Source organism: Pedobacter africanus (assembly GCF_900176535.1).
Classification (GTDB): domain Bacteria; phylum Bacteroidota; class Bacteroidia; order Sphingobacteriales; family Sphingobacteriaceae; genus Pedobacter; species Pedobacter africanus.
Map to the genome: position 1 here is coordinate 179,824 of NZ_FWXT01000004.1, position 26,494 is coordinate 206,317.

Genomic DNA, 26,494 nt, shown 5'->3' on the forward strand with positions numbered 1-26,494 from the left:
TAAAGAAATGAGGAATAGCTATAACATATGTACCGCCGCCTTGCTGATCCTGGCATCGGTATTCGCCTCCTGCAAAAAAGACAGTTTAAACCTGATCCCAACCAATGATATCATTGCCGATCAGGTTTACAGCAGCCCTGAAGGCTATAAACAGGCCTTTGCAAAAGTCTACGCCAGCTGGGCGCTGGTGGGTACCAAAGGTCCGGGCAGCCTGATTGGCGACCTGGCAGGCTTTGATCCGGCACAGACCGATTTCCTGAGACAATACTGGAACCTGCAGGAACTCTGCAGCGATGAATCCAGCTGCGCCTGGCCAGATCCGGGCGTTCCCGATGCCGTATATGGCACACCCGGGCCCGACAATAACATGATCCGGGGTTTGTATGCCCGTTGTATTTACCAGATCACATTGGTCAATGAATTTTTGAGGGAAAGTACCCCAGAAAAACTGAGCAGCCGAAACATTACCGGACAGGCCGCAACGGATATTGCGCTTTACCGCTCAGAAGCCAGGTTTTTAAGGGCTTTTCAGTACAGTGTATTGATGGATCTTTTTGGTAACCCGCCATTCCTGACCGAAGCTGATGAAATCGGGAAAGTAGCGCCAAAACAGATAAAACGGGCTGATCTGTTCAATTATGTAGAATCAGAACTGAAGGCCATTGAGGGCGAACTGGCGGCACCCATGGCCAATGAGTATGGCAGGGCCGATCGTGCTGCGGCATGGACCATCCTGGCCCGTATTTACCTCAATTCAGAAGTATATCTTGGCGCAGGTAAAGGCAAATATACCGAAGCCATTGCCTATGCCAGCAAAGTTATTGGCGCCGGGTACAGCCTGGCGGGCAATTACAGGCACCTGTTTCTTACGGATAACCGCTACACCAGTAAAGAAATTATCCTGACCATCAATTACGATGGTTTTAAAACGCAAACCTATGGTGGCACAACCTTCCTCATCAATGGCAATGTAGACCCTGGTATGAACCCAGCCTCATTTGGTATACCTGGTGGCGGATGGAGCGGATACCGCACCAAAAGCACGCTGCCATTGCTGTTTGGGGATTATAGCGGCAATACCGATAAGCGGGCTTTGTTCTTTGGTAACAAAATAGCCAATGATGATATTTCGGTTTCCACAGATGGGCTGCGGACCACCAAATTCAGGAATGTAAGCTCGACCGGTGAAATGGGTGGCTCGCAGGACGGGATGTTGTGTTCCCTTGATTTTCCATTGCTGCGCCTTGCAGATGTTTACCTGGTGTATGCTGAGGCAGTACTGCGTGGCGGAACAGGAGGAAGTATGGCACAAGCCCTTGCTTATTTTAACCAGATCAGACAGCGTGCGTATGGAAATACTTCGGGTAATGTGATTGCAATAACACTTAACGACATTTTAAATGAGCGGGGCAGGGAGCTTTACCTTGAAGGATATCGCCGTACTGATCTGATCCGCTTTGGAAAATTCACAGGATCGGATTATTTATGGCCATGGAAAGGCGGGGTAAAAGCCGGCAAAGCGCTCGAAGATTTCAGGGCCTTATTTCCACTTCCCTCAACAGACGTAGTGGCCAATCCGAACCTTAGCCAGAACACAGGATATTAATATTTAAGTCATACAGATATGAAATCATTGATTTTAAAATCCATTCTCTTTAGCCTGATGGCTATAGTATTGTGGTCCTGCAAGAAGGATGAAGCGCCTGTTGTTGCTACAGCAGGCACTCCTGGGGCTTTGCAGGCATCTGCCACTACGCTGGTGCTGGATAAAACGATGCTCAGCACCAATGTGGTTACTTTTACAATAGCAGATGCCTATTTCGGTTATCAGGCAGCCATTACCAATACGCTGCAGCTTTCGGTAAAGGGGCAGAATTTTGCTGCCGATAAAACCAAAGAATTTACACTGGAGCCTAAAGTGAAAAGTAAAAGCTATAACGGCTTTGACTTTAACAACCTGCTGCTGGCCCTTAACTTGCCCACCACCAGCAGTTCAGATGTCGAGATCAGGGTTAAATCTTCCATATCCAATGCCTTAAGTCCGGTTTACAGCAATGTGGTTACCATTAACGCACGTCCATTTCCCCTAACCGCCTGGGTATACGTTCCGGGAGCTTATCAGGGCTGGGACATTTTAAAGGCCGATAGCCTGATCTCGCCAACCGGCAATGGGGTATATACCGGGGTTATTAATTTCGTAGCTGCAAATTCTGAATTTAAAATAACTCCAGCCAAGAAATGGGATGTTTCTTACGGAGACGGGGGCGGAGGAAAGCTTAGCAAAACAGGGGGAAACCTTAAAAATACTGCCGCCGGTCCTCAGTTGTTAACGGTTGACCTGAATAAAAACGAATGGACAATAGCACCTGCAAGCCGTTGGTCTATAATCGGCGATGCGGTTCCTGGCAGCGGCTGGTTTCTGGATACCGATATGAAGTACATCAACGATGGAAAGGGACAATATGCCTTGACTACCAATCTTTTGGTTGGAGAATTTAAATTCAGGAGAAATTACGATTGGGGTACAACCATAGGTAATGGCGCGGCAAATATCAAAGTTACAACAGCAGGCAATTACACTTTGATCCTGACAGTAAATGCCGACGGAAAAACAGGCACTTATACCATCACTAAAAATTAAGCAGAAAACAGTACACACCAATGAAGAATTACATTAAAGCAGACGAGTGGAAGATTATTGAAGAGGGCTTTGATCCGCATTTAAACAAAATATCGGAGAGCATTTTTAGTTTGGGCAACGGCAGGATGGGGCAGCGCGCCAATTTTGAAGAAAGCTATACCGGTGACACCTTACAGGGCAATTACATTGCCGGTGTTTATTATCCGGATAAAACCCGTGTGGGCTGGTGGAAAAACGGCTATCCCGAATCGCTGGCCAAAGTGATCAATGCGGCCAGCTGGATCGGCTTGAATATCAGCGTTGATGGCGAAACCCTGGACCTGGCACAAGCCGAAGTGAGCAACTTCAGGCGCGAACTGAACATGCGTGAAGGCTACCTGCTGCGCAGTTTTACAGCCCGTTTAAAAAGCGGTAAAACCCTGGCGATAACTGCCCAGCGCTTTTGCAGCATTGCCAACGATGAGGTGGCAGCCTTACGCTACAGCATCACTCCTGTAGATTTCAGCGGTACTATAAATGTGACTGCTTTTATCGATGGTGATGTGATTAACCAGGACAGCAATTACGGCGAAAAATTCTGGGAAGAGGTTGAAGGGCAGCTAAACGGTAACGAAGCTTACTTAACACTCCGGACCAAAAAGACCGCCTTTGAAGTATGTACAGGAACCAGCATCAGTATTTTTAAGGGCAACGATCAGACATACCCTGAACTGGAAACTGTTCGTAAAGAAAAATACCTGGGACAAACTTTTAGCATATATTGTTCTGCCGAAGAAAGCCTGAGTATTTGCAAGATAGCGGCCAATCTTTCTTCGGAAAACCACCCGAAAGATCGGTTGATGGCGAATTGCAGGGAAGTGGTACAAAAAGCAGCAGCGCTGGGCTTTGAACAGCTGCTGCAAGCGCAGACCGCGGCATGGGCATGTAAATGGCAGGAAAGCGATATTGTGATTGAAGGGGATATTGCAGCGCAGCAGGCCATCCGTTTCAATATTTTTCAGCTGTTTCAGACTTATACCGGTAAAGACGACCGGTTGAACATCGGGCCCAAAGGCTTTACCGGGGAAAAGTACGGAGGTTCCACTTTCTGGGATACCGAAGCTTATTGTCTGCCTTTTTACCTGGCCACAGCAGAACCGAACGTAGGAAGGAACCTGCTCATTTATCGTTATAAGCAGCTGGATAAGGCCATACAAAATGCGGAGAAACTGGGCTTTAAAAACGGGGCCGCGCTATACCCGATGGTAACCATGAACGGGGAAGAATGCCATAACGAATGGGAGATCACCTTTGAAGAGATCCACCGCAATGGAGCTATTGCTTTTGCCATACACAACTATATCCGTTATACCGGAGATGAGGCTTATATGGCCGAATATGGGCTGGAAGTCCTGATTGCCATTGCGCGTTTCTGGAAGCAGCGCGTAAACTGGAGCAACGACAAGCAGCGCTATATGATACTTGGTGTAACCGGGCCTAATGAATATGAAAACAATGTAGACAACAACTGGTATACGAATTTGATGGCCAGCTGGTGTTTGAAATATGCCGCTGAAGCCCTGCAGCAAGTAAAAATGCAGGTGCCTAAACAATACCGGCAGCTTGCCGGAAAACTGGATTTTAAAGAAAAGGAACTGGCAGACTGGGCTGTAATCGTTGAAAAGATGTATTATCCGCAGGATCCCAAAAGAGGGATATTTTTACAGCAGGACGGATACCTCGATAAAGAACCGCTGACGGTAAAACACTTGTCGGCTTCTGACCGGCCGCTAAACCAAAAATGGAGCTGGGACCGTATCCTGCGCTCCTGTTTTATTAAGCAGGCCGATGTACTGCAGGGGTTGTATTTCTTTGAAGAGGATTATGATCTGGAAACCATCCGGAGGAACTTTGACTATTATGAACCCAAAACGGTACACGAGAGTTCTTTATCGCCTTGCGTACACAGTATTCTAGCTGCTAAATTAAACGATGAAGCCCGGGCCTATGAGTTTTACCTGAGGACGGCGCGCCTGGACCTGGACGATTACAATAACGACACAGAAGACGGACTGCACATTACTTCTATGGCAGGTACCTGGATGAGCATAGTAGAAGGATTTGCAGGAATGCGGGTGCGTGAAGGGCAGTTGCAGTTTAATCCCTTTTTGCCTGGTAAATGGGAGGCTTTCTCTTTCTCTATCCTGTTCAGAGGGGCAAGGCTCAACATCCGGATTACCGAACATGGGATCAGGATCAAAAATGATTCAGCTGTTGCTTTAACGGTGAAAGTAAGGGATGTTGTTTATCCGCTTGCCGCACATGCAGAAATTAAAGCTGACGATAACGTGATCTGGCCAGTGATGTAGCCCGAAGTATTTTTGCTAAGTTTGTAATGAACTTACATCAGATTGTTATGAAACTGAACTTGTTGGCTATCTTATTTATGCTGCTGCCTTTCGTCTCGGTAGCACAGGAGGACCAAAGTACCTTAACTAAGGTGGGTGATGATGTGTGCAGGAATGGTCGCATTGATCGATGCCTATATGCAGAAGCAGCAGTTACAGGGGAAATAAGCACTGAACAGAGAATTGATGATTGCTGAGTTAATCGCTGACTTAACACCGACCTTAAAAACCTATGCCTATAACATATGCGGTTCTCTGGCCGATGCAGAGGATGTGGTACAGGATGTATTGCTGAAATTCCTGCATGTAGACCAGCAGCATGTTGATAATGTGAAGGCCTATCTGATCCGGATGGTAATTAACCGCGCTATCGATCAGAAAAAGAAACTACAACGATTGGTACTGGACTATCCGGGAGAGTGGCTGCCCGAGCCTGTGGCATTTGAAAAGGCCGATGCGGGGATTAAACGAAAAGAACTGCTGTCGTACTCGCTAATGGTACTATTGGAGAAGCTTAACCCTAGGCAAAGGGCGGTATTTATTTTGAAAGAGGCGTTTGATTATGAACATGCCGAAATTGCCAAGGTATTGGACATTAAGCCCGACCTGTCGCGGCAATTGCTTACGCGCGCAAAGAAAAATATTGGTACGCCTGGGTTAGATTCCGGGAATATGGTTCCTCAGGCTTTTTTAAACAAATACCTTCATGTGCTGCAATCGGGCAGTATGGAGCAGTTGGAGGCGCTGTTAAATGAAGATGTGGTATCTGTATCTGATGGCGGAGGAAAAGCAAGGGCAGCGGTAAAACCGGTGTATGGCAAAAAATCTGTCGCAGCCTTGCTGCTGGGGCTTTACCGTAAGTTCAGAGAGGCCGATATGGTTCAGCAGGGCTGGGCCAATGATCAGCCGGCATTGCTTTATTTCTCGGGAGAGCAGTTGATCAAATGTGTCACTTTTACTTTTCATGAAGGTCGGATTAGCCAGGCTTACATCATCAGAAACCCCGATAAATTAAAAAATCTGAAATAAATGAATCGAGCTGTCACATATGAAAAGGCTTTGTAGTCATTAAGGCAATAAAAGAAAAATCATATGGAAAGAATTAAAAACAGCGATGTTCCCCAAGGCTTAATGGCTGCTATGCGCGGCGTTCAGAATTACATAGATCAATGCGGTTTCGACCCGCTATTGCTGGACCTGATGCGTATCCGCGTTTCACAGATCAATGGGTGCGCCTATTGTCTGGATATGCATACCAAAGAAGCTTTGCATGCAGGTGAGACTGTACAACGGCTGATCTCTGTTTCGGCCTGGAGGGAAGCACCTTATTACAGTCCGCAGGAGCGCGCCTTACTGGAATTTGCAGAGCTGCTGACCCGAATGGAGGAAGACGCAGAAATTGATCCGGTTCATGAGGAGCTGCTAAAGTATTTTACCAAGGCTGAGATTGCCAATCTTACGGTTGCCATTGCGCAGATCAATTCCTGGAACAGGTTTGTAAAATCTACAGGCATTGTTGCCGGCAGTTATGTAGTTAGAAAGTAGTATGTTCAGTATACAAGGGTTGCTGCTGGTGAAAAGGCTAGCAGTGCAGCGGCAGCACCCATAATTAAAAAAGTTGTCCAGAGTAAAGCTTTTGACAGCCATCCACTTTTATATTCGCCCATAATCCTGTCGTTGGTAGCAATCTTTATGATGAGAAATAGGAGCGGGACAGCGGCAATTCCATTCATTACTGCGGTATAAATCAGTGCTTTTACAGGATCAATCCCTATAAAATTTAACGTCAGGCCAACTATAGTGGAAATAATGATAATTGTATAAAACCCCCGTGCTTTGCTTATTTTAAAATCCAGACTTGCCTTCCAGTTAAGCGCTTCGGCCACCGCATATGCAGCAGAGCCGGATAATATGGGTACCGCCAGTAGCCCCAATCCAATAATTCCAACAGAGAATATCAGTTTGGCAAGATATCCTGAATTTGGAAAGGAATGTACCAGAGGTTCCAACGCTCTTGCAGCATCTGCAGCATTTTTAATGTCATGGACCCCATTTTCATGTAAAACAGTTGCTGCTACCAGAAGAATACACCAGGTTGTAAATTCGGAGATGACCATACCAATGGTATTGTCTTTTCGCATTGAATGAATCTGAGGCCAGCCGATTGACAGCTTACCATTTTTTATAAGGCCATTTTCGCGTTCTTCTTCAACTTCCTGTGAAGCTTCCCAGAAAAACATATAGGGTGTTATTGTTGTTCCAAAAACCCCGGTAATGATAAAGAGGAATGCAAAATTGAATTCGATATGCGGAATTACTGTAGCTTTAAGCACTGTGGTCCAGGGCTGGTCTATAATGAAAACGGTAACGGGGTAAGCAAGTAAGGCTAAGGCAAGCCATTTAAGTAAACGGGAATAAACCCTATAGCTCGTAAATATTTCCAGTAATAGTATAGTTGTTGTAAACAGCAGGGTAAGGGCTGTAAAGGGCAATGGTACGATGAGCTGCGCTGCAGCTGCCATAGCACCGATATCTGCTCCAATGTTTATGGTATTTGCGGCTACTACCAATCCAACTACGAAATGAAGTACCCTAGAACTATAATTCTCTTTTACTACAGCTGCAATTCCTTTACCCGTTACTAAGCCAATACGTGCACAAGCTTCCTGCACAGCCGTCATAAATGGAAGCATATACAGAGCGGTCCATAACTGACCATAGCCAAATTGAGCACCTGTTTGTGCGTAGGTTGCTATTCCAGAAGGGTCGTCATCAGCCGCTCCAGTTGTTAGCCCGGGGCCCAGCAGACTTAACCATTTCCATTTTTCTTTTTTCGCTTTTATAGGTTTGTTTTGGTCAATCATCTCATTAACTTAAATTTCAAAAGCCAGCTGTTGAAGTCAAAGCTGCATTAATAATCTGATATAATTTTTGTACATCTTTTAGATGGCATAGTTCCGTGCCAGGGTTCATCGTCGCAGCAGTTCCACAAGCAACCCCATATCGGGCTGCTTCAATCAGGCTCCTGGAATTAAAAAGGCTATAAATAATTCCTGCCAGCATGCTGTCGCCTGCCCCTACAGTACTTTCTGTTTTTACTGCAGGAACTTCAACCTTCATGCACATAGCGGATGTAATGAGGAGAGCCCCACCAGCACCCAAAGAAGTAACAATGACTTCACATTTGTACTTGTTCATCACTTCTTTGGCAGCTGCTTCAGCATCGTCAGCTGTCAGGTTCTGTTTCCCTGCCAGGCTAGCCAATTCCTTTAAATTTGGCTTAATCAGATAAACGCCCGCTTTCAAAGCCTCTTTTAGCGCTTCGCCCGAAGTGTCAACTATAAGCCTGGCATTTTTAGCCCTGCTAATTTCAGCTATTTTTTTAAATATACCGGATGGTACACCTGGTGGTAAACTACCACTAACTACAATATAGGCCGATTCTTGCTGTTGTTCTAAAATTTTTAGACATTTCTTATATTCACTGCCGCTAACCATTGCCCCCGGCATGCCAAACCGGTACTGGTTATTGGTTGCAGTTTCTTTTATGGTAAGGTTCTCACGGGTATACCGAGGCTGGGTTAAGACAAAGTGTAACAGATACTTCTATTTTTACAAGAATGTTTCCCGAAGCCAAGCTCAGGATAATTAATGCCTTAAAGGCAAATAACGAAATTGTTGCCATGACTGGTGATGGCGTTAACGACGGCCCCGCCCTGAAAGCTGCCCATATAGGTATTGCAATGGGAAAAAAGGGAACTGAGATTGCAAAGCAGGCCGCTTCGCTGATACTGGTAGATGACGATCTGGAAAAAATGGTTACTGCCGTGGCCATGGGAAGAAGGATCTATGCCAATCTGAAAAAGGCTATTCAGTACATCATATCGATCCATATACCAATCATTCTTACCGTATTTATTCCTTTGGCATTAGGGTGGGTATACCCTAATATATTTTCGCTGGTGCATATCATATTCCTTGAACTGATTATGGGACCCACCTGTTCAATTATCTATGAAAATGAGCCTATTGAGAACAATACAATGCTGCAAAGGCCCAGACCATTCAGCAGCACTTTTTTTAACTGGAAGGAACTGCTTACCAGTATTGTACAGGGGGTAGCCATTGCTATTGCGGCGCTGCTTGTTTACAGGTATGCAGTTTACTTTAATTATAGTGAAGCCATAACCAGAACAATGGTTTTTACGGTACTGATTACAGCAAATGTATTTTTAACGCTGGTAAACCGCTCGTTTTATTACAGCATTTTTACCACACTGAAATATAAGAACAACCTGGTTTCGGGGGTTATAGCCCTAACCATTGTGATTACAGGTTTGCTAATCTATAACGGCTGGTTATCCGCTTTCTTTGATTTTAATCCGCTAACGTTAAGCCAGCTTGGTGTTGGCGTAGCTGCTGGATTTTTAGGCGTAATCTGGTATGAACTGGTCAAGTGGAGCAAGAGGAACACTAGCGGGCAAATCAAGGCCTGATCAGGGTATGCTTCGGGCCTGATTGGGAAAAGGTACCCCTTACCCCGTAAAGCTACCCAGCAAGCCTGGAGATGGTCTTGATTTTGTAGATAGTTGTTCAAAAAATGTCTATCTGATAATAGTTTTTGGCTTCGCTGATTTGATTCGGGATAGATCGAGGTTCTTAAGTGTATAATATGTCCTATGAAATTAAAGCTTAGTTGAGGTATTTGTATTGGGGGAATGTCAGCGTGAAAAATGATAAATATCATCTTTTTTGCTTTTTGCATTAGCTACTTTTGATCATGCTAAGACATTTGGGTATCAAACGGACTTATAGACATAATGTGAAGCTGGCCTCTTTACTATGTGTAACAGCTGGCTTTGTAAATGCGGCCGGATTTTTGGGTTTTTCTGTTTTGACCACAAATGTAACTGGGCATGCAGCTTTATTTGCTGAACGCGTGGCGATGGGAGACTGGATGACGGCCCGGGTGGTAGCGCTTTGGATGTTGTTGTTTCTTATGGGGGCGCTTGTTTCGAGTTTAATGGTGTCTATGATTGGACGTGACCAGCGGTTTTCTTATGTAATCCCGATTTTATTGGAGGCGCTGGTTTTGTTTTTGGTGGGTTTGCTGGGATTCCGCTATAACGGCAGTTTGGTTTCCAGGGAATTTTTTGCCGGTAGCCTGTTATTTGTAATGGGGCTGCAGAATGCGCTGGTATCTATGATTTCTGGTTCAGTAGTACGTACTACTCATCTTATCGGAACCTTTACTGACCTCGGTATTGAACTAGGACAGGTACTTCGTGGCAAGGAAGGTTTAAACACCGCATTACGTTCCAGGCTTAAGCTTCGTTTAGTGATCATTTTCTTTTTCCTTTTTGGAGCGCTGCTTGGTGCTTATCTGTTTCGTGAGTTTCGATTTCATGCTTTTTTATTACCGGTCGCAGTGTTACTGTATGCTTTACTTTATGATGTTTTCAGGATCAATGTGAAATTGCTGATCAGGCGCTGGCGGTTTCCGTTAAAGGTTTAAGATGTTTGATTTGCTGCGGATATAATGGTAGGCCTGGCCTCTTCATTGGTATTCCTTGTAGTTGAATTCAAAAAGGTGATCAACAGGAAGAAAGCATTGCAGGTAGTATGATGTTCGTCATTTGAAACGCTGATAAACGTCACTGCCAGGGCTGATAGACATCATGTTGTATAAAGAACTGAAAACATAGATTTGGTAAAGTATTATAACGCCATGGAAAAGTACATAAGGAAGTTTAGTGAAATTACGATGGCCGATCTTGCACAGGTTGGCGGCAAAAACGCATCTCTTGGCGAAATGTTTACCAAGCTGACACCTAAAGGCATTCTGGTGCCAAAAGGCTTTGCCATTACTGTAAAGGCTTTTCAGGATTTCATTGCCTACAACAACCTCGAACATAGGGTAGGTGTGCTGATGAAAGACCTGGACAAGAACAGCTACCATAACCTGGAGGCAGTAGGGAAACATGCAAGAATGCTGATGATGTCCGGACGTATCCCTGCCGACCTTAGTCTGGAGATTACCACAGCATATGAAAATATGTTTGACGATGGAATGGAGGAGGTAGCTGTGCGCAGTAGTGCAACTGCAGAAGACCTGCCTGATGCAAGTTTTGCCGGACAGCATGATTCATTTCTGAATGTCAAAGGGAGTGCTGCATTGCTGTATGCAGTGAGGAAGTGTTTCGCCTCGCTTTACACCGATCGGGCAATTAAATACAGAGAAGACAAGGGCTTTGAACACGATAAGGTATTTCTTTCTGTAGGTGTTCAGGAAATGGTCCGTTCGGATGTTGGATGCGCCGGGGTTGGCTTTACATTGGAACCGGAATCGGGTTTCCGGGATGTGATCCATATTGCCGGCGTATGGGGCTTGGGCGAGAATATTGTAAAGGGAGTGGTAACACCCGATGAATTTCTGGTTTTTAAGCCAGCGTTAGATAATGGTTTTAAATCCATAATCCAAAAGAACCTGGGCAGCAAAAGCAAAATGATGGTTTACGCCGCGCTTGATGATGAGGTAAACGAAGTAGTTAACCAGGATACACCCGAAGAACTGCGTAACCGTTTTGTCCTTGAGGATGTGGAAATAGAAAAATTAGCCAGATGGGCACTCGTTATCGAACGACATTATGGAAAGCCTATGGATTTTGAATGGGCAAAAGATGGTATAGGCCACCAGTTGTATATCATTCAGGCCCGGCCGGAAACCATCCATAGCAGGATTGAGGTGCCTCAGCTGATCAGCTACAAATTGAATGAGAAAGGGATAGAGCTGAGCAGAGGTGAAGCCATAGGTAGTAAAATTGCCAGTGGCCGTGCCAGGTTGCTTTCTTCTCCATTAGAAGCGGGCAAATTAAAACCCGGAGAGATTCTGGTTACGGATACCACGAGCCCGGACTGGGACCCCATATTAAAAAGGGTGGCGGGGGTCATAACCAATAAAGGGGGTAGGACCAGCCATGCGGCTATTATTGCCAGAGAGCTTGGTGCTGTCGCTATTGTTGGGACAGGAAATGCTACCGAACGCATTACAGATGGTGAAATGATTACGTTAGACTGTTCACAGGGTAAAACCGGATATGTACTGCAGGATGAATTGGAATGGAGTAAAACAATTACTGATCTTAATGGCTTTGAACTGCCAGATTCGCCCAAAGCACAGCTCATTTTAGCTGATCCTGAAAAAGCCTTTGCGCTTTCTTTTTATCCCAGCCATGGCGTTGGTCTGCTAAGATTGGAATTTCTGATCAGCAATTGGATTCAGATACATCCCATGGCGCTTGTAAATCCGGAAGGAGTTAGCAAAGAGGCTGATAAATTGAAAATTGCAGCATTGACCCGAAATTATACTGATAAAACCAGTTATTTTGTAGACAAACTTTCGCAGGGCGTTGCCATGATTGCAGCAGCTTTTTATCCAAAAGAGGTGATTGTGAGGATGAGTGATTTCAAGTCTAACGAATATGCAGGGCTCATTGCCGGGCAGGACTTTGAGCCGCGGGAGGAAAATCCAATGATAGGTTTCAGAGGTGCTTCCCGGTATTATCATGAACGTTATAAAGCAGGTTTTGAACTCGAATGCAGGGCAATGAAAGTGGTAAGGGATGAAATGGGCTTTACAAATGTTAAGCTCATGATCCCGTTTTGCCGTACCGTAGAGGAGGGGGAAAAAGTAATTCAACTGATGGAGGAGTTTGGCCTTAAGCGTGGAGAGCGTGCACTTCAAATCCTGGTAATGGCCGAGATACCAAGCAACGTATTGCTGGCCGAAAGTTTTGCAAAGCTGTTTGATGGTTTCTCTATAGGATCCAACGACCTTACCCAGCTTACCTTGGGTATTGACAGGGATTCGGCACTTATAGCCAATCTTTTTGACGAGCAGAATGCCGCCAGCAAACAGTTGATTGTACAGATGATCCAAAAAGCCAATGCTTTGGGAAAGAAAGTAGGTTTGTGTGGTCAGGCCCCCAGCGATTCAGCTTCCTTTACCCGTTTGCTGGTAAATACCGGGATAGACAGCATCTCGTTTAACCCTGATGCCTTAATAAAAGGGATAACAAATCTCAGGTAGGAATTCCATCAAATGAAGATCTCTCCTTTCAGATATAGCACGGCCTTGCCTGCTATTTCTACCCGGTTATTTAATACACGGCAATGCAATTCCCCTCCGCGTTCAGATAGCTGAAAAGCACTTAACCCGGTTTTATTTAATTCATTAGCCCAGTAAGGTGCAAGCGTAGTATGTGCAGAGCCTGTAACAGGATCTTCATTTACACCAACGGCGGGGCCAAAAAAGCGGGATACAAAATCGTGGTTTTTGCCCTTTGCCGTTACAATAATTCCCCTTGCTTTCAATCCCGAGATCAATGATAAATCGGGCTTCATGGTTTCAATGTCCCCCTGTTCCCCGAATACCAGCATATAATCGGTTTTGCCTTTGAAAGCTGCAACCGGCTTTTTGTCTGTGGCTGCTAAAAGTTCATCGGTCATTTCTACTGCTGTAAACTCATCTGCTGGAAAATTCAATACAAATTTGTCCTGTTGAACGGCTACAGGTAAGCTGCCACTGCGCGGGGAATAGAAATTGATGGCTTCTTGCCGATAATTTTCGAAATGACGCAGCACATAAGCTGTGGCAAGCGTTGCGTGTCCGCAAAGGTCAACTTCTGCTGTTGGCGTGAACCAGCGTATCTCAAAACCATCACCTTTGGGTACATAAAAAGCTGTTTCAGACAAATTATTTTCTGCTGCTACCTTCAGCAGTGTTTCATCTGTAAGCCATTCTGTCAATGGGCATACTGCTGCAGGATTTCCTCTGAATATGCTATCTGTAAAGGCATCAACCTGATAGATGGAAAGTTTCATATGCTTGCTCTTTTGTGTAAAGTTAAAAATTAACCTTGGTTAACCTGTGTGTTACAAATGTTTATTACATTCGCGCTCATATCTAAATCTCTCTGTAACAATGAACAAAAATCAAATAGGGGTAAACCCAATTCTGGTTGTCATAAGCTAAACACGTTTTTTATGATCAGAAAAAGTCACCTCCAGAATTTATGCTATGCTGTGGTTTATCCCCCGGTCTATCTCCTCAGCATGTTGCCTTATTTTATCTCTAATCTGCTCATTGGACGCATGATGTTCTTTCTGACCTATTATGTGTTCCGCTACCGATATCCTGTTGTACTTCAGAACATTTCAAGATCACTGCCGCAAAAAGATTATAAAGAGGTTAAACAACTGGCCAAGGAATATTACCTGCATCTGGCAGCTATGATTGTAGAAGTAGTCAGGTCTTTTTCCGTCAGAAGCGGGCAGCAGATGAAGCGTGTCAGCTTTTCAAATTCGGCTTTTTTAGACGACTATTATGCACAGAAAAGAAATGTTATTGCCGTGTTGGGGCACTATGGCAATTGGGAATGTTTGAATATACTTCCGATGCATCTGTCCTTTCAGGTCAATGCCATATATAAGCCTTTGTCCAATCCGGTTATGGGTAAGCTTGTACAAAGGATCAGGACGCGTTTTGGTGTTCGTTTAATCCCCGTACAATATGCATTAAGACAACTTTTAAAACCCCAGCAAAAACCCCAGTTCTCTTTGTTTATTGCTGATCAGTTTCCGGGGAAAAATGCAAAATGTGAACTGAAATTCTTAAATCAGGATACGCTGATGTTTAATGGTGCAGAAAAGCTGGCGGTAGCAACCGATGCTGTAGTGGTATATATAGACATGAAGCCTAGGGGGAACAACTGCTGGAGCGTAGAATTTTCACTCATTACCGATGCCGCAAAGCAAACCCGGGACCATGAAATTACAGCAGCTTTTTCCCGCAAACTGGAACAAAGCATTTCATCCGGTCCGGCCTATTGGTTATGGTCGCACCGGCGCTGGAAGTAAGTTTATTAAATCAATAAAGCTTATTGTGTGTTTTTAGTTTTAATAATACTACATTTCGTTAAACAAGAAGCGAAATTTAGGAACACGAATGACACAAGCACAGAACAAGGAACAAATTGAGGAAGAACACTGGTCGAAATTGTTGGAGTCGGTAGTGGTTAATACTACCGATGGTGTGCTGATTACCGATGCTAAAGTTAATCCGGGACCGGATATTGTTTATGTGAACGATGCGCTGGTCAGGATGTCGGGCTATAGCAGGGAGGAACTGATTGGCAAGAGCCCGAATATATTTCATGGGCATAACCTGATACAAGAGGGACTAAAGAAGATTGAAACTTCAATAAAAAACAAGGAGGCCTGCAATGTAGAACTCATTAATTACACCAAAGAAGGTAATGCGTATGATGTAAGCATTAACATTTGCCCGGTCTCAGACCATACGGGGACGGTAACCCATTGGATTTCTATTCAAAGGGACATTACTGAAAACAGGAATTATGTTAAAGCAATTGAAGCACAGAATAAAAAATTAAGGGATATTTCCTGGCTGCATTCGCATAAGATCCGCTCGCCATTAACCAGGATAATGTCAATTGTTGACCTGTTGAAAAACCATTCCCCGGAAGGCGAACAGGATATGTTGCACAACTATCTTTTAAAATCTGCCGAAGAACTGGATGGTGTGATCTTCGACATCACCAATAATGCCGGGAGCGATAATTTCATCATGAATGAAAAAAGGTTTTATGCCTTTATGGATGAACTGCCGGGTTTATGCTGGATTGCCGATGAAAACAATATTTTGCGCTTTGCGAACAAGTGTTTTTTTGATACCCTTCACCTGTCTGCAGAAGTGATCGGCAAAAAACTGGAAGCTATTTTTGGTGAAGATATAGGCCGCAATGCCAAAAGCAATAACAAAGATGTGCTGCAATCTGGTGAGAACAAAGAATTTCATCAAACCGTCAGAGACATGAAAGGGCGCCTGCAGCACTATAAAACCTATAAATTTCCTTTTCATGATCTGGAAGGAAAAATGGTTGGGGCAGTTGCTTTCAATGTAACTAAAAGGGTTAAGCTGGAAGAAGAGCTGTACCAGAGCGAGGCCCAGTTTAAACAGGCCTTTGAACACTCTTTAATTGGCATGGCACTCATTAGCCCACAAGGAAAATGGAAGCGCGTAAACAAAAGTTTATGCCAGATACTGGGCTATACGGAAGAAGAGATGAAGGCGATGAATGTCAAAGACATTACCCATCCCGATGACGTGGAAGGGAGCATGGCCGTATTGGACGACCTGGCACGGGGCGAGATTGAAGAAGTCAAATATGAAAAACGATACCTGCATAAAAATGGTGCGCCGATCTGGGTAATTATTGCTGCCACCATGCTTTACGACAGCTCCGGAAAGCCACTGCATTATGTTTCACAGATTGAAGACATTACCAAAAGAAAGGAGATTGAAAATGACCTGGTGCTGAGCGAAAAAAAGTACCGCACCATTTTTGAAAATGTGCAGGACGTGTTTTATCAGACCAGCCAGGAAGGTATCGTTACAGAAATCAGCCCTTCTATAGCCCAGCACTCGGGTTATACGCGCAACGAGATCATTGGCAAGCCTGTGGATCTTTTTTACTATTACCCGCAGGACAGGGAACGTATTGTTGAACAGTTACGCCTCAATGGGGCTGTTATTGATTTTGAGGTCCGCCTTAAAACCAAGGACGACGAGTTGCGTTACGCCTCTGTAAATGCCAGGCTGATTGTAGAAAACGGGGTAGTTACAGGTACTGAGGGGAGCATGCGGGATGTGACTACGCGTAAGTTTCATGAAAATGCACTTCAGGCATTAAATACTGAACTGACAGCATCGAACGAGCAGAAGAACAAGCTTTTTTCCATTATCGGGCACGACCTCAGGAACCCCATATCAGGAAGCCTGCAATTGCTGGATATGACACTGACCGATTTCGAATCCAGTTCTGCGGATGAAGTACACAGTTATCTTTCGATGATGAGGACTGAGCTGAGCAATGCCAACGCATTGCTGGAAGACCTGCTTACCTGGGCCAAATCGCAGTTTAATGCAGTTAGTTTTAATCCGGTGGAAATCAAAGACCTGCCAGGTCTTATAGAGAAATGCATCCAGACAGTAATGCCTGCGGCACAAAAGAAAAACATTGAGGTTATTGCTTCGTTAAAAGGAGAAATGTTGCTCCATGCCGATACCGGAATGCTGGAAACGATCATTCGAAACCTATTGTCCAATGCCATTAAATTTACCCACATGGGGGGCATGGTGATCATTAAAGTTTCGGGCAATGAGAATGGTCTGCTATTTTCTGTAAAAGACAACGGACTGGGGATACCGGAGGATAAAATAGGGGAATTGTTCAATAAAAATTCCAATTATACCACCTTTGGCACACTGGGCGAAAAGGGCACCGGATTGGGGCTTAGCCTTTGTTACGATTTCGTTTCCAAACATGGGGGTGCCTTATGGGTAGAAAGCGCAGCAGGGCTTGGAACCACCTTTTATTTCAATATCCCGGATTTATTGAAAGAGTAGCCGCTATTGACGGAGCAATAAGCCTATCACATTTTTTAAGGCAGGGTTCCTGTTTGATTCCTTCCAGGCTACATAAAGCTCAGTTCGCTGGGTGATAGCTTTCAGCTCAATAAACTTCACATTGAGGCTATAACCAAACTGCAGGGAAGTAGGAACTATGGCCAGCCCAAGACCTTCTTCCACCAGTTTAAAAATGGTCAGTGCGTTTACCGAGCGGTGGAAAACCTTCGGACGGAAACCGCTGTCTTCGCAAATACTGGTGATCAGGTCATGGTAAAAAGGGCTGTCTTCGCTGGAAAAAAAGATAAAGGCCTCGTTGCTCAATTCCCGGATGCCTTTAAAGTTGTGCTCATTTACCGGGTGATCTTTGGGTAATACCAGTGAAAAAGTATCCTGGTGAACAAGGTGCCGGGAAATCCCTTCCGGAAGGCGGTGAAGCCGCACAAACCCCAGGTCAAGCTTATCCTTTTCCAGCAGCTCAATCTGCATTTTATTGGGCATCTCATCCAGGATCGTCTGCACACCGGGGTATTCGCGGTTTAGGTTCAGGACCAGCTCCGGGACAATTTTCTGTGCGGCAGAGCCTAAAAAGCCTATCCTTAATTCTGTTTCCTTGCCCTGTCCGATATTGTCCAGTTGCCGTTTGATGGTTTCCAGGTGGTTGAAAATAAAATCTACCTCATCTTTAAGGTACAGTCCGGCAGCCGTAAGCTCTACTTTTTTCTTGCTGCGGTCAAACAGCGCTACGTTAAATATTTCTTCCATCTGCATGATCTGCCTGCTCAGCCCCGGCTGGGAAATGAACAGTCTTTCTGCTGCTTTTCTAAACTTCAGTTCTTCCGCCAATACCTGGAAATACTTCAGGTGCCTCAGTTCTATTTGATAACCCATGGTTATTGATTGATGATGTAATTGGTATTTATAAGTATCAAAGGTAGAGATTATCTTTGTGTAAACGATTTTTAATATGAGTGTGAATCAGATTTTTAACTACGGATCGGACTTTCTTACCGCTGGTAAAGCTTTGGCCATTGCCAATGGTACAGTTAAGGGGATTTTGAATGCCGAAACCCGTCAAAAGATAAATGAAAGCAGTGCAATCGTAGAAAAGATAGCGCAGGCCGATAAGGCCGTATATGGGGTAAATACAGGCTTCGGACCGCTTTGTACGACCATGATCTCTGCAGAGGATACCCGGAAATTACAGGAGAATATCCTGAAAAGTCATGCCGTAGGTGTAGGAGAGCCCATTGATGAGGAGATTTCCAGGCTGATGCTGGTGCTTAAACTGCAGGCCCTGGCCAAAGGCTATTCAGGCATTCAGGAAGTTACACTCGACCGCATGATCTGGCATCTCGAAACCGGGGCCATTCCTGTGGTGCCTAAGCAGGGCTCCGTAGGGGCATCTGGTGATCTCGCACCTTTGTCACACCTGTTTTTACCTTTGATTGGCCTGGGAAAAGTGCATTACAAAGGAGCGATCATTTCCAGCGCTGAACTTTTAAAAATACATGGTTTTAAGCCAATTGCTTTGGGTGCAAAAGAAGGCCTTGCCCTCATTAATGGTACCCAGTTTATTGCTGCCCATGCAGTAAAGGTCGTAGCACGTTTCCACAATGTGCTGGCTACCGCCGACATTACAGCTGCAATGATGCTGGAAGGCTTGCTGGGTTCTCCCAAGCCATTCGACGAAGGGCTACACCAGCTAAGACCTTATAAAGGGAACCAGCATGTAGCAGCCAATATACGCGGTTTACTGGCCGGTTCTGAAATTGTGAATTCGCACCAGAATTGTGCAAAAGTGCAGGACCCTTATTCCCTGCGCTGCGTGCCGCAGGTACATGGAGCTTCCCGTAATGCCTGGCTACACCTTAAGGAAACACTGGAAACAGAAATCAATTCGGTAACCGATAACCCCATTATTTTTAGTGAAGACCTCACCATCAGTGGCGGGAATTTTCATGGACAGCCCATCGCCATGCCGCTGGATTATGCTTGTCTTGCGGCATCTGAGATTGGCAACATCTCCGACCGCAGGGTGTATCTTTCATTGGAAGGAAATACGGAAGGTGTCCCTAAACTGCTGATGAAAGAAACAGGGATAAATTCAGGATTTATGATCCTGCAATATACTTCGGCTGCACTGGCCAGCGAAAATAAAGGCCTTTGCTTCCCGGCCAGCGCCGACAGCATTCCTACTTCCCTGGGGCAGGAAGACCATGTGAGCATGGGATCCATCAGCGGCCGGAAAGCTTTGCAGGTGATTGAAAATGTAGAAAAAATATTGGGGATAGAATTGTTCTGCGCAGCGCAGGCCATGGATTATCACGCACCGCTGAAATCAGGTAGCGTAATAGAAGCAGTACACCAGCTGGTACGCTCCAAAGTAGCACATCTGGAAGAAGACCAGATTATGTACGAAATGATGCAGGCTACCATAGATATGGTACAGTCGGGCGCCATTGTGCAGCTGGCCAATGCTGTTGCTACCAGGGAAGCCATTCCGCAAACAACTTTCCATTCCACATTCGAAAATTTCTAAGCCATGAATTTTAAAGCGCAGATCCTGCAGGGGATACCGGAAGTTTTACCTGCAAAAAGAACTTATGATGCCAGTGTCAGCCATGCGCCCGTGCGCAAGGATATTTTAAGCAGGGAAGAAAAAAAGCTGGCCCTGCGCAATGCATTGCGTTATTTTCCGGCAGAATGGCATGCCGAACTGGCGGCCGATTTTTTAGAAGAACTGCAAACTTACGGGCGGATTTATATGTACCGTTTCAGGCCTGATTATGAAATGTATGCCCGTCCCCTAAACGAATATCCTTTTCAAAGCCTGCATGCAGGCTGCATCATGCTGATGATCCAGAACAACCTGGATCCGGCCATTGCACAGCACCCGCATGAGCTGATCACCTATGGCGGAAACGGCGGGGTTTTTCAGAATTGGGCGCAATACCTGCTCACCATGCAATACCTGGCCAGGATGACTGACGGGCAAACCCTGAACATGTACAGCGGGCATCCACAGGGATTATTCCCTTCTTCTACAGCTGCCCCACGCGTGGTGGTTACCAATGGCATGATGATCCCCAATTATTCTTCACCGGATGATCTGGAAAAATATAGTGCATTAGGCGTAACGCAGTACGGGCAAATGACTGCTGGCTCTTATATGTATATTGGCCCTCAGGGTATTGTACATGGAACAACCATCACCCTGATGAATGCCTTTCGCAAAAAGTTGCATCCGGATGAAAGCCCGGCAGGCCGGATTTTTTTAACAGCAGGATTAGGCGGGATGAGCGGCGCCCAGCCAAAAGCAGGAAACATTACCGGCTGTATAACTATATGCGCAGAAGTGAACCCTTCAGCCGCCCGTAAAAGGCATGAACAGGGCTGGGTAGATGAACTGATCGAAAACCTGCAGTCGCTGGTAACAAGAGTGAAAAAAGCACAGGCAGGTAAAGAGGTGGTATCCCTGGCTTATATTGGCAATGTGGTCGACGTTTGGGAACGTTTTGACACAGAAAACATTTTTGTGGAAATCGGATCTGATCAGACTTCCCTGCACAACCCCTGGTCGGGAGGTTATTACCCTGTTGGTCTGACTTATGAAGAAGCCAACCGGATGATTGCTGCCGAACCTGCGCGTTTTAAGGAAAACGTAAAAAAATCTTTGATACGCCATGCCAATGCAGTAAACAAACATGCTGCAAAAGGGACTTATTTCTTTGATTATGGCAATGCTTTTCTGCTGGAATGCAGCAGGGCAGGGGCAGAAGTAATGGCCACTAATGGGATAGATTTTAAGTATCCTTCTTATGTAGAAGACATTCTGGGCCCTATGTGTTTCGACTATGGCTTCGGGCCATTCAGGTGGGTCTGTACTTCAGGTAATCCTGAAGATCTGAAAACAACAGACCAGCTGGCCGCTGAGGTCATGGAGGAAATCAGGAATGAGGCTCCGCCCGAGATCCGGCAGCAATTGCAGGACAACATCACCTGGATAAAAGAAGCCGCTAAAAATAAACTTGTTGTAGGGTCGCAGGCGAGAATACTGTATGCTGATGCTGAAGGCAGGGCGAAAATTGCTGCCCGCTTCAATGAAGCTGTTCATTCCGGTCGTTTAACTGCGCCGATAGTTTTGGGCAGGGACCATCACGATGTGAGCGGAACAGATTCCCCTTTCAGGGAAACCAGCAACATCTACGATGGAAGCCGTTTTACAGCAGATATGGCCATTCACAATGTGATTGGGGACAGCTTCAGGGGAGCAAGCTGGGTGTCCATACATAACGGTGGCGGAGTAGGCTGGGGCGAAGTCATTAACGGAGGCTTCGGGATGGTACTGGATGGAACGGAAGCTGCTGACCGAAAACTAAAAAGCATGCTGTTTTTCGATGTAAACAACGGCATTGCCAGACGGAGCTGGGCCCGTAACCAGGAAGCCAGGTTCGCTATTGAAAGAGAAATGAACAGGACTCCGGATTTAAATATTACCCTGCCACATCTCGTTAACGATAGTTTACTCAATAACCTGCTTTAAATTTAAGGCACAAGTATTTTGGAATAGGCATCTTCCAGTTCGGTATGCCTTTTCCAAAAAGGCTGTGGTGTTGTACCTTCCAGACTGGCCAGTAAAATTTCCAGGTGATTGTGCCATCCGCTTGCAGTGCTGATCAACTCCGTAGCGTTGCTGAGGTTACGGTGTGTGATGACCAGGTTTACCCTGCCGTTCTCCGCCTCGCTCAGTTCAAAAGTAACAGCCGAGGAACTGCCCCAGGTGAAGGCCAATAAATGAGGTACATCCACCTTCAGCATGGTGTCTGTTTGCTGATGACAGGGATCCATGTCCTTATATTTTTCAGGTACCACATCAGGCAAAGGACTGAGTTCACTGTGTACGAAACAAAGCTCAACCTTGCCGCCTTCAAAAAGTTCCATTTCCCCTTTTGCGAGCCATTTGCCTCTTTTTTCTGATTGGGTAAGATAGGCCCAGACCTTTTCAATGGGGCCAGGTAAGTTGCGCTCAAAGCGAATAACACCGGGCGCTATCAGTTTTCCATAATTGTTCATATTACTTTTTTTGATTTGCTTAATTGATTAATGGTCTGCCAGTCCCTTTGGAAATTTATCGACAATCAGGTTCAGGTTGATGCCGTGTTCAAGGTAAGCCTTTAGACCATCCAATACTGTGGTAAAACCACCACTTGCCCCATTGATCTCGGCAAGCAGTTCATCTCCCGAAGTCTGGAAGCCATATTGTGTAATCGTTACATAGGTGGTATCGCCTAATGGTTTAAACTCAAAATCAACCGTGGTCTGGTACTGGTCCCATTGAACAGCTATCTTTTTATCTCTTAAGATTTCTTTCACGAAGACCTGGCTTGAAACATTGTACATTTCCCATTCCCAGGTAATCGTTTTGCCTTCTTCCAGTTTTCCGCTTCCTTTGGTAAACCAGAAATTTTTGGTGATAGCGGGATCAATAAATGCTTCAAAAACAGTCGAAACCGGTTTCCTGATCAGCATTTGTGCTGTTACGGCGGGTGATTTCTTTGTGCTCATAATGGTTTTGATTAAATGATTATTTGTCTTCGTTCAATAAATTCTCCAGGGCATCCAGTCTGTTGTTCCAGAATATTCGATATTGCTCTGCCCAGCGTGCAACCTCTTCCAGGGCCTGGAGACTGGCCCGGCAATGGCTTTCCCGGCCTTGTTTTTCCATGACCACCAATCCACATTCTGTCAGTATGCGCATGTGCTTTGAAACAGCGGGCTGACTGATCTCAAAATTATCGGCAATGGTGTTGAGTGTTAAGGTCTGATGTGCCAGTAATCCTATAATGGCCCTCCTGGTGGGGTCTGCTATGGCCTGGAATACATCTCTGCGTGCTATCATCTTTATTTTTTTTTAAATATAACCGAATGGTTATGTAAAAGTATACATAACCATTCGGTTTATCAAATTTTATTGAAAAAAATTACAGGGCTTGTTTTATTGTGCAAGGTACTGGTATGGATAATCGCTGCAAACCCTTGTCACACCAAGTGTCAGTACTTTCTCGATATCCTGCTTGTTATTGGTATTGCCGCACAGGAGTTTTATTCCCTTCTGCTTACAGAAATCCACCACTTCTTTATTGATTAAATTGGGCGAAGGCGCATAATAATCCGGAAGAAAAGTCAGCTTTTTCATGTTATCTGCAAGGCTGCCTTTTACCGTAATCAGCATAACTGCCACTTTGGGATAATCCCTCCGCACGATTTCCAGCGTCCTTGGGTCGAAGGACTGTATGATTACCCGGTCCTGTACCCCGGCTTTGTAAATTACCTTCATCATCCGTTTTACAAATTCTTCAGGCGCGGGTTGATAAATCCCATCCCTGCCTTTTGATGTTTTGGTTTCGATGTTATAGGTTGGCTTTGGATAGTTCTTCAGGTTTACATAAGCCTCAATAGAATCTAAAAGTTCTGCCAGTAAAGGGATGTGCGCTTTAAAGTTTTTCTGCTGCGGAAAATCCTTATGCTGCCTGGACCCAACGTCATAGCTTTTAACGTCTTTATAGCTCATCTGGTAAATGGCCATTTTTTTCTGAGGCTCGATTTCTTTACCATTTTTGTCTAAAGTAATCAGGTAATCCAGAAAGGGATCATGAGAGATCACCGCCTTTTTGTCTTTGGTAAAGGTGATGTCGAATTCCAGCACATCGGCTTTCAGGTCTACCGCATTTTTCATAGCTGCAATGGTACTTTCGGGCATTAAGCCCCTGAACCCACGATGGGCATGCCATTCAGGCTTAGATTGGGCATAAGAAGCCTGGTATCCGAAAGAGAAGGAGATCAGCAGGCATAAAAACTGTTTTTTAAACATAGTTTATAAGATTATTGGTTAATGTGTGTGTTGCCTTACAGCATTGCAATATTACTTTTTTACATGTTAAAAAATGTTATTTTTTGTTATATTTTGTTTAATGTTTTGTTATATTTTAACCTTATGTAATTTAATCTTTTTGTTTCTCAACCGATTGATGTAATAATCCAACAATATTCATTAACATTGGAACCGGGATCCGGTAACATTAACGGGAAAGCATAGACAATGGTTGCTTATGGGGCATATACTGATCAGGAACTGCTTGGGCTTTTGAGGAAAGGTGACCAGGCTGCTTTTACTGAAATCTATGACCGTTACAAATTGCTGCTGCACCGCTATGCCTATCGCTGGCTTCAGGACAAGGAGGTTGTTAAGGATGTCATACAAGAGCTTTTTACCGTTTTGTGGACCAGGCGTGAAGCCCTGGTTTACAATGAAAACCTGTCGGGATATTTGTACATTTCCGTACGCAATGGGATTTTACGCAAAATTAGTCAGGATAAACGTTTTGCGGCATATGCGGAATCACTCGCAGATTATGCGGATAATGGAGAAAGCATTACCGATTACCGCCTAAGGGAAAATCAGCTCAGAAAAATTATAGAAAAAGAAATTGCCGCGCTGCCTGCTAAAATGCGGGAAGTATTTGAATTGAGCCGGAATTCGTACCTAAGCCATATGGAAATTGCAGAACGGTTAGGCCTTTCAGAACACACCGTTCGTACACACATCAAAAAGGCCCTGAAGATCTTAAGGTCCCGTCTGGGCTTTTACCTCGTAATTTGTTTTTTAATGAGTTGAAAAATAAATGCTTATAATTTATTTTCATTTTTTTTTGTAACCGGATACCCTCTGAGTCTTTCCTGTGTCTCTAATACCTGTAAAGTCTCAATGGTCAGGACAGCAAATAAATAAACACATGCAACAGGAAGAGAAAGGAAAAAACCTTTTACAGAAATATCTGAATGGCAAGGCAAATGCCGAAGAACAGGCCATAATAGAAAGCTGGCAGCTTGACTTCCCTTTGCAGGAACGGGAATCCCTTGATGATGAAACTGCTTTGACCGATCTTGCTGAAATCAGACAGGAACTGGTCAGTGTTTCCAGTGCCCGCAAAACAAGCAGGCTTTGGCTGGCTGCTGCTGCAACTGCTTTTATTATGCTCAGCACAGGCCTATGGTTTTATTACGTCCGTCATAAACAGGAAAAGGACCCACAGAATGATCTTTATGCCAGTAACATCGGGCCCGGTAAAAATAGCGCGACACTTACATTGGCTAATGGAAAAATACTGAAACTGAACGGTGCCAAAAGCGGGGTTGTGATTGACAATGCCGGCTTGAGGTACAGCGATGGCACCCTGCTGGGAACCCAGGCACCCAGCTCCGTACCCGAGGCAATAACAGCCGCTACCCCCAAAGGTGGTACCTACCAGGTTACCCTTCCGGATGGGACCCGTGTCTGGCTTAATTCAGCATCAGAAATCCGCTTCCCTTCCAGCTTTACCGGGCAGAAAAGACAGGTTGCGCTTACCGGAGAAGCTTATTTTGAGGTAGCAAAGCTGAATAAGCCATTTATTGTAAGTACAGACAAGCAAGAGGTAAAGGTATTGGGTACACATTTTAACATCAATAGCTATGCCGATGAAATGGTTACCACAACTACTTTACTGGAAGGGGCAGTACAGGTAAGTTCCGGACCGGGCAACACGGTAAATCTGCGGCCGGGGCAGCAATCGGTACTGAGCGGCCAGGCACTGCGGGTAAACGCTGCAGATACAGACATGGCCATTGCCTGGAAAGAAGGCTATTTCAAGTTTAAGAATGAATCTGTTCCCGCTATCATGCGCAAACTTTCACGCTGGTACGATGTAGAGGTCAGCTACAGGAGTGGGTTGAGCAATGAAACTTTTGGTGGCAAGATCAGCAGGTCCAAAACCCTGGCAGAAGTCCTGGAAATGCTGCAATCCACCAGGAAAATCCATTTTAAAATAGAAGGAAGGAGGGTCATCGTGCAATAAAACTTACAAACTGAAGATGATCCTTTAAGGTAAAAACCAGGGGCCTTGAGCCGCCCCCGGTTTAAATATCCGGGTTTCA

Annotated in this window: 22 protein-coding genes; 14 read left to right on the plus strand and 8 right to left on the minus strand. The window is 45.0% G+C overall.

Annotated elements, in window-relative coordinates; genetic code table 11:
- The first annotated feature begins 7 nt into the window (after positions 1 to 7).
- From B9A91_RS20590 to B9A91_RS20615, 5 genes are all read left to right on the plus strand, one after another.
- The gene (locus tag B9A91_RS20590; protein ID WP_200815702.1) at positions 8 to 1,606 is read left to right on the plus strand and encodes a RagB/SusD family nutrient uptake outer membrane protein; all 1,599 of its coding nucleotides are present in this window, start codon (positions 8 to 10) and stop codon (positions 1,604 to 1,606) included.
- A gap of 18 nt (positions 1,607 to 1,624) precedes the next feature.
- Positions 1,625 to 2,641, plus strand: coding sequence for a SusE domain-containing protein (locus B9A91_RS20595; RefSeq protein WP_084240926.1), 1,017 nt, complete (start codon positions 1,625 to 1,627; stop codon positions 2,639 to 2,641).
- A 20-nt stretch (positions 2,642 to 2,661) separates the two neighbouring features.
- The gene (locus B9A91_RS20600) at positions 2,662 to 4,989 is read left to right on the plus strand and encodes a glycoside hydrolase family 65 protein (RefSeq protein WP_084240927.1); all 2,328 of its coding nucleotides are present in this window, start codon (positions 2,662 to 2,664) and stop codon (positions 4,987 to 4,989) included.
- A 225-nt stretch (positions 4,990 to 5,214) separates the two neighbouring features.
- Positions 5,215 to 6,057, plus strand: a complete 843-nt coding sequence (locus tag B9A91_RS20610; protein WP_084240929.1) for a sigma-70 family RNA polymerase sigma factor — start codon at positions 5,215 to 5,217, stop codon at positions 6,055 to 6,057.
- A gap of 63 nt (positions 6,058 to 6,120) precedes the next feature.
- Entirely contained in the window at positions 6,121 to 6,573 is a 453-nt protein-coding gene (locus B9A91_RS20615; protein WP_084240930.1) for a carboxymuconolactone decarboxylase family protein, read from the plus strand.
- Positions 6,574 to 6,578: 5 nt separating this feature from the next.
- Here the strand turns inward: B9A91_RS20615 and B9A91_RS20620 are convergent, their stop codons facing one another.
- Positions 6,579 to 7,892 carry an NRAMP family divalent metal transporter gene (locus B9A91_RS20620; RefSeq protein ID WP_084240931.1) on the minus strand — a complete coding sequence of 438 codons (1,314 nt, stop codon included), beginning with the start codon at positions 7,890 to 7,892 and terminating at the stop codon, positions 6,579 to 6,581.
- Between the two features lie 16 nt (positions 7,893 to 7,908).
- The gene (locus B9A91_RS20625) at positions 7,909 to 8,628 is read right to left on the minus strand and encodes a 1-phosphofructokinase family hexose kinase (protein WP_084240932.1); all 720 of its coding nucleotides are present in this window, start codon (positions 8,626 to 8,628) and stop codon (positions 7,909 to 7,911) included.
- A gap of 8 nt (positions 8,629 to 8,636) precedes the next feature.
- Between B9A91_RS20625 and B9A91_RS20630 the strand changes: the two genes are divergently transcribed.
- The 3 genes from B9A91_RS20630 to ppsA all read left to right on the plus strand — a co-directional run bounded on the left by B9A91_RS20630 (position 8,637) and on the right by ppsA (position 13,117).
- A complete protein-coding gene (locus B9A91_RS20630; protein WP_262497628.1) occupies positions 8,637 to 9,524 on the plus strand; it encodes an HAD-IC family P-type ATPase in 888 nt (295 codons plus the stop codon).
- 284 nt (positions 9,525 to 9,808) lie between these two features.
- Complete coding sequence (locus B9A91_RS20635; protein ID WP_084240934.1) at positions 9,809 to 10,543, plus strand: YoaK family protein; 735 nt, start codon at positions 9,809 to 9,811, stop codon at positions 10,541 to 10,543.
- 213 nt (positions 10,544 to 10,756) lie between these two features.
- Positions 10,757 to 13,117: a phosphoenolpyruvate synthase gene (gene ppsA / locus B9A91_RS20640; protein WP_084240935.1), complete on the plus strand. Its 2,361-nt coding sequence runs from the start codon at positions 10,757 to 10,759 to the stop codon at positions 13,115 to 13,117.
- An 8-nt stretch (positions 13,118 to 13,125) separates the two neighbouring features.
- Here the strand turns inward: ppsA and B9A91_RS20645 are convergent, their stop codons facing one another.
- Positions 13,126 to 13,911: a PhzF family phenazine biosynthesis protein gene (locus tag B9A91_RS20645; protein WP_084240936.1), complete on the minus strand. Its 786-nt coding sequence runs from the start codon at positions 13,909 to 13,911 to the stop codon at positions 13,126 to 13,128.
- A gap of 162 nt (positions 13,912 to 14,073) precedes the next feature.
- Here B9A91_RS20645 and B9A91_RS20650 point away from each other — a divergent pair, with 162 nt between their 5' ends.
- Both B9A91_RS20650 and B9A91_RS20655 read left to right on the plus strand, forming a co-directional pair.
- Positions 14,074 to 14,946, plus strand: coding sequence for a lysophospholipid acyltransferase family protein (locus B9A91_RS20650; RefSeq protein ID WP_159451751.1), 873 nt, complete (start codon positions 14,074 to 14,076; stop codon positions 14,944 to 14,946).
- An 88-nt stretch (positions 14,947 to 15,034) separates the two neighbouring features.
- Positions 15,035 to 17,518, plus strand: a complete 2,484-nt coding sequence (locus tag B9A91_RS20655; protein ID WP_084240938.1) for a PAS domain S-box protein — start codon at positions 15,035 to 15,037, stop codon at positions 17,516 to 17,518.
- A 3-nt stretch (positions 17,519 to 17,521) separates the two neighbouring features.
- On the opposite strand, the gene B9A91_RS20660 is transcribed toward B9A91_RS20655, so the two are convergent.
- Entirely contained in the window at positions 17,522 to 18,409 is an 888-nt protein-coding gene (locus tag B9A91_RS20660; RefSeq protein WP_084240939.1) for a LysR family transcriptional regulator, read from the minus strand.
- Between the two features lie 76 nt (positions 18,410 to 18,485).
- Here B9A91_RS20660 and hutH point away from each other — a divergent pair, with 76 nt between their 5' ends.
- Positions 18,486 to 20,060, plus strand: coding sequence for a histidine ammonia-lyase (gene hutH / locus B9A91_RS20665; RefSeq protein WP_084240940.1), 1,575 nt, complete (start codon positions 18,486 to 18,488; stop codon positions 20,058 to 20,060).
- Positions 20,061 to 20,063: 3 nt separating this feature from the next.
- Positions 20,064 to 22,064 carry a urocanate hydratase gene (locus B9A91_RS20670; RefSeq protein ID WP_084240941.1) on the plus strand — a complete coding sequence of 667 codons (2,001 nt, stop codon included), beginning with the start codon at positions 20,064 to 20,066 and terminating at the stop codon, positions 22,062 to 22,064.
- A 2-nt stretch (positions 22,065 to 22,066) separates the two neighbouring features.
- Here the strand turns inward: B9A91_RS20670 and B9A91_RS20675 are convergent, their stop codons facing one another.
- The 4 genes from B9A91_RS20675 to B9A91_RS20690 all read right to left on the minus strand — a co-directional run bounded on the left by B9A91_RS20675 (position 22,067) and on the right by B9A91_RS20690 (position 24,392).
- Entirely contained in the window at positions 22,067 to 22,594 is a 528-nt protein-coding gene (locus B9A91_RS20675) for an SRPBCC family protein (RefSeq protein WP_084240942.1), read from the minus strand.
- A gap of 27 nt (positions 22,595 to 22,621) precedes the next feature.
- Entirely contained in the window at positions 22,622 to 23,086 is a 465-nt protein-coding gene (locus B9A91_RS20680; protein WP_084240943.1) for an SRPBCC family protein, read from the minus strand.
- A gap of 19 nt (positions 23,087 to 23,105) precedes the next feature.
- Positions 23,106 to 23,420 (minus strand): ArsR/SmtB family transcription factor, encoded by a 315-nt coding sequence (locus B9A91_RS20685; RefSeq protein WP_084240944.1) that lies wholly within the window; start codon positions 23,418 to 23,420, stop codon positions 23,106 to 23,108.
- Positions 23,421 to 23,516: 96 nt separating this feature from the next.
- Positions 23,517 to 24,392: a glycerophosphodiester phosphodiesterase gene (locus B9A91_RS20690; RefSeq protein WP_084240945.1), complete on the minus strand. Its 876-nt coding sequence runs from the start codon at positions 24,390 to 24,392 to the stop codon at positions 23,517 to 23,519.
- 228 nt (positions 24,393 to 24,620) lie between these two features.
- On the opposite strand from B9A91_RS20690, the gene B9A91_RS20695 reads away from it, so the two are divergent.
- Together B9A91_RS20695 and B9A91_RS20700 are read left to right on the plus strand one after the other, a co-directional pair.
- Positions 24,621 to 25,196, plus strand: a complete 576-nt coding sequence (locus tag B9A91_RS20695; protein WP_084240946.1) for an RNA polymerase sigma-70 factor — start codon at positions 24,621 to 24,623, stop codon at positions 25,194 to 25,196.
- Positions 25,197 to 25,314: 118 nt separating this feature from the next.
- Entirely contained in the window at positions 25,315 to 26,415 is a 1,101-nt protein-coding gene (locus tag B9A91_RS20700) for a FecR family protein (protein ID WP_084240947.1), read from the plus strand.
- Positions 26,416 to 26,494 lie beyond the last annotated feature (79 nt).

Excerpts from the sequence above, each read along its gene's own strand:
- B9A91_RS20660 (WP_084240939.1), bottom strand. The coding sequence starts at position 18,409 with ATGGGTTATCAAATAGAACTGAGGCACCTGAAGTATTTCCAGGTATTG.
- B9A91_RS20685 (WP_084240944.1), bottom strand. The coding sequence starts at position 23,420 with ATGATAGCACGCAGAGATGTATTCCAGGCCATAGCAGACCCCACCAGG.
- B9A91_RS20635 (WP_084240934.1), top strand. The coding sequence starts at position 9,809 with ATGCTAAGACATTTGGGTATCAAACGGACTTATAGACATAATGTGAAG.
- B9A91_RS20655 (WP_084240938.1), top strand. The coding sequence starts at position 15,035 with ATGACACAAGCACAGAACAAGGAACAAATTGAGGAAGAACACTGGTCG.
- B9A91_RS20650 (WP_159451751.1), top strand. The coding sequence starts at position 14,074 with ATGATCAGAAAAAGTCACCTCCAGAATTTATGCTATGCTGTGGTTTAT.
- B9A91_RS20600 (WP_084240927.1), top strand. The coding sequence starts at position 2,662 with ATGAAGAATTACATTAAAGCAGACGAGTGGAAGATTATTGAAGAGGGC.
- B9A91_RS20645 (WP_084240936.1), bottom strand. The coding sequence starts at position 13,911 with ATGAAACTTTCCATCTATCAGGTTGATGCCTTTACAGATAGCATATTC.
- B9A91_RS20620 (WP_084240931.1), bottom strand. The coding sequence starts at position 7,892 with ATGATTGACCAAAACAAACCTATAAAAGCGAAAAAAGAAAAATGGAAA.
- B9A91_RS20615 (WP_084240930.1), top strand. The coding sequence starts at position 6,121 with ATGGAAAGAATTAAAAACAGCGATGTTCCCCAAGGCTTAATGGCTGCT.
- B9A91_RS20670 (WP_084240941.1), top strand. The coding sequence starts at position 20,064 with ATGAATTTTAAAGCGCAGATCCTGCAGGGGATACCGGAAGTTTTACCT.
- B9A91_RS20680 (WP_084240943.1), bottom strand. The coding sequence starts at position 23,086 with ATGAGCACAAAGAAATCACCCGCCGTAACAGCACAAATGCTGATCAGG.
- B9A91_RS20690 (WP_084240945.1), bottom strand. The coding sequence starts at position 24,392 with ATGTTTAAAAAACAGTTTTTATGCCTGCTGATCTCCTTCTCTTTCGGA.
- B9A91_RS20695 (WP_084240946.1), top strand. The coding sequence starts at position 24,621 with ATGGTTGCTTATGGGGCATATACTGATCAGGAACTGCTTGGGCTTTTG.
- B9A91_RS20590 (WP_200815702.1), top strand. The coding sequence starts at position 8 with ATGAGGAATAGCTATAACATATGTACCGCCGCCTTGCTGATCCTGGCA.
- B9A91_RS20610 (WP_084240929.1), top strand. The coding sequence starts at position 5,215 with ATGATTGCTGAGTTAATCGCTGACTTAACACCGACCTTAAAAACCTAT.
- B9A91_RS20595 (WP_084240926.1), top strand. The coding sequence starts at position 1,625 with ATGAAATCATTGATTTTAAAATCCATTCTCTTTAGCCTGATGGCTATA.
- hutH (WP_084240940.1), top strand. The coding sequence starts at position 18,486 with ATGAGTGTGAATCAGATTTTTAACTACGGATCGGACTTTCTTACCGCT.
- B9A91_RS20700 (WP_084240947.1), top strand. The coding sequence starts at position 25,315 with ATGCAACAGGAAGAGAAAGGAAAAAACCTTTTACAGAAATATCTGAAT.
- B9A91_RS20675 (WP_084240942.1), bottom strand. The coding sequence starts at position 22,594 with ATGAACAATTATGGAAAACTGATAGCGCCCGGTGTTATTCGCTTTGAG.
- ppsA (WP_084240935.1), top strand. The coding sequence starts at position 10,757 with ATGGAAAAGTACATAAGGAAGTTTAGTGAAATTACGATGGCCGATCTT.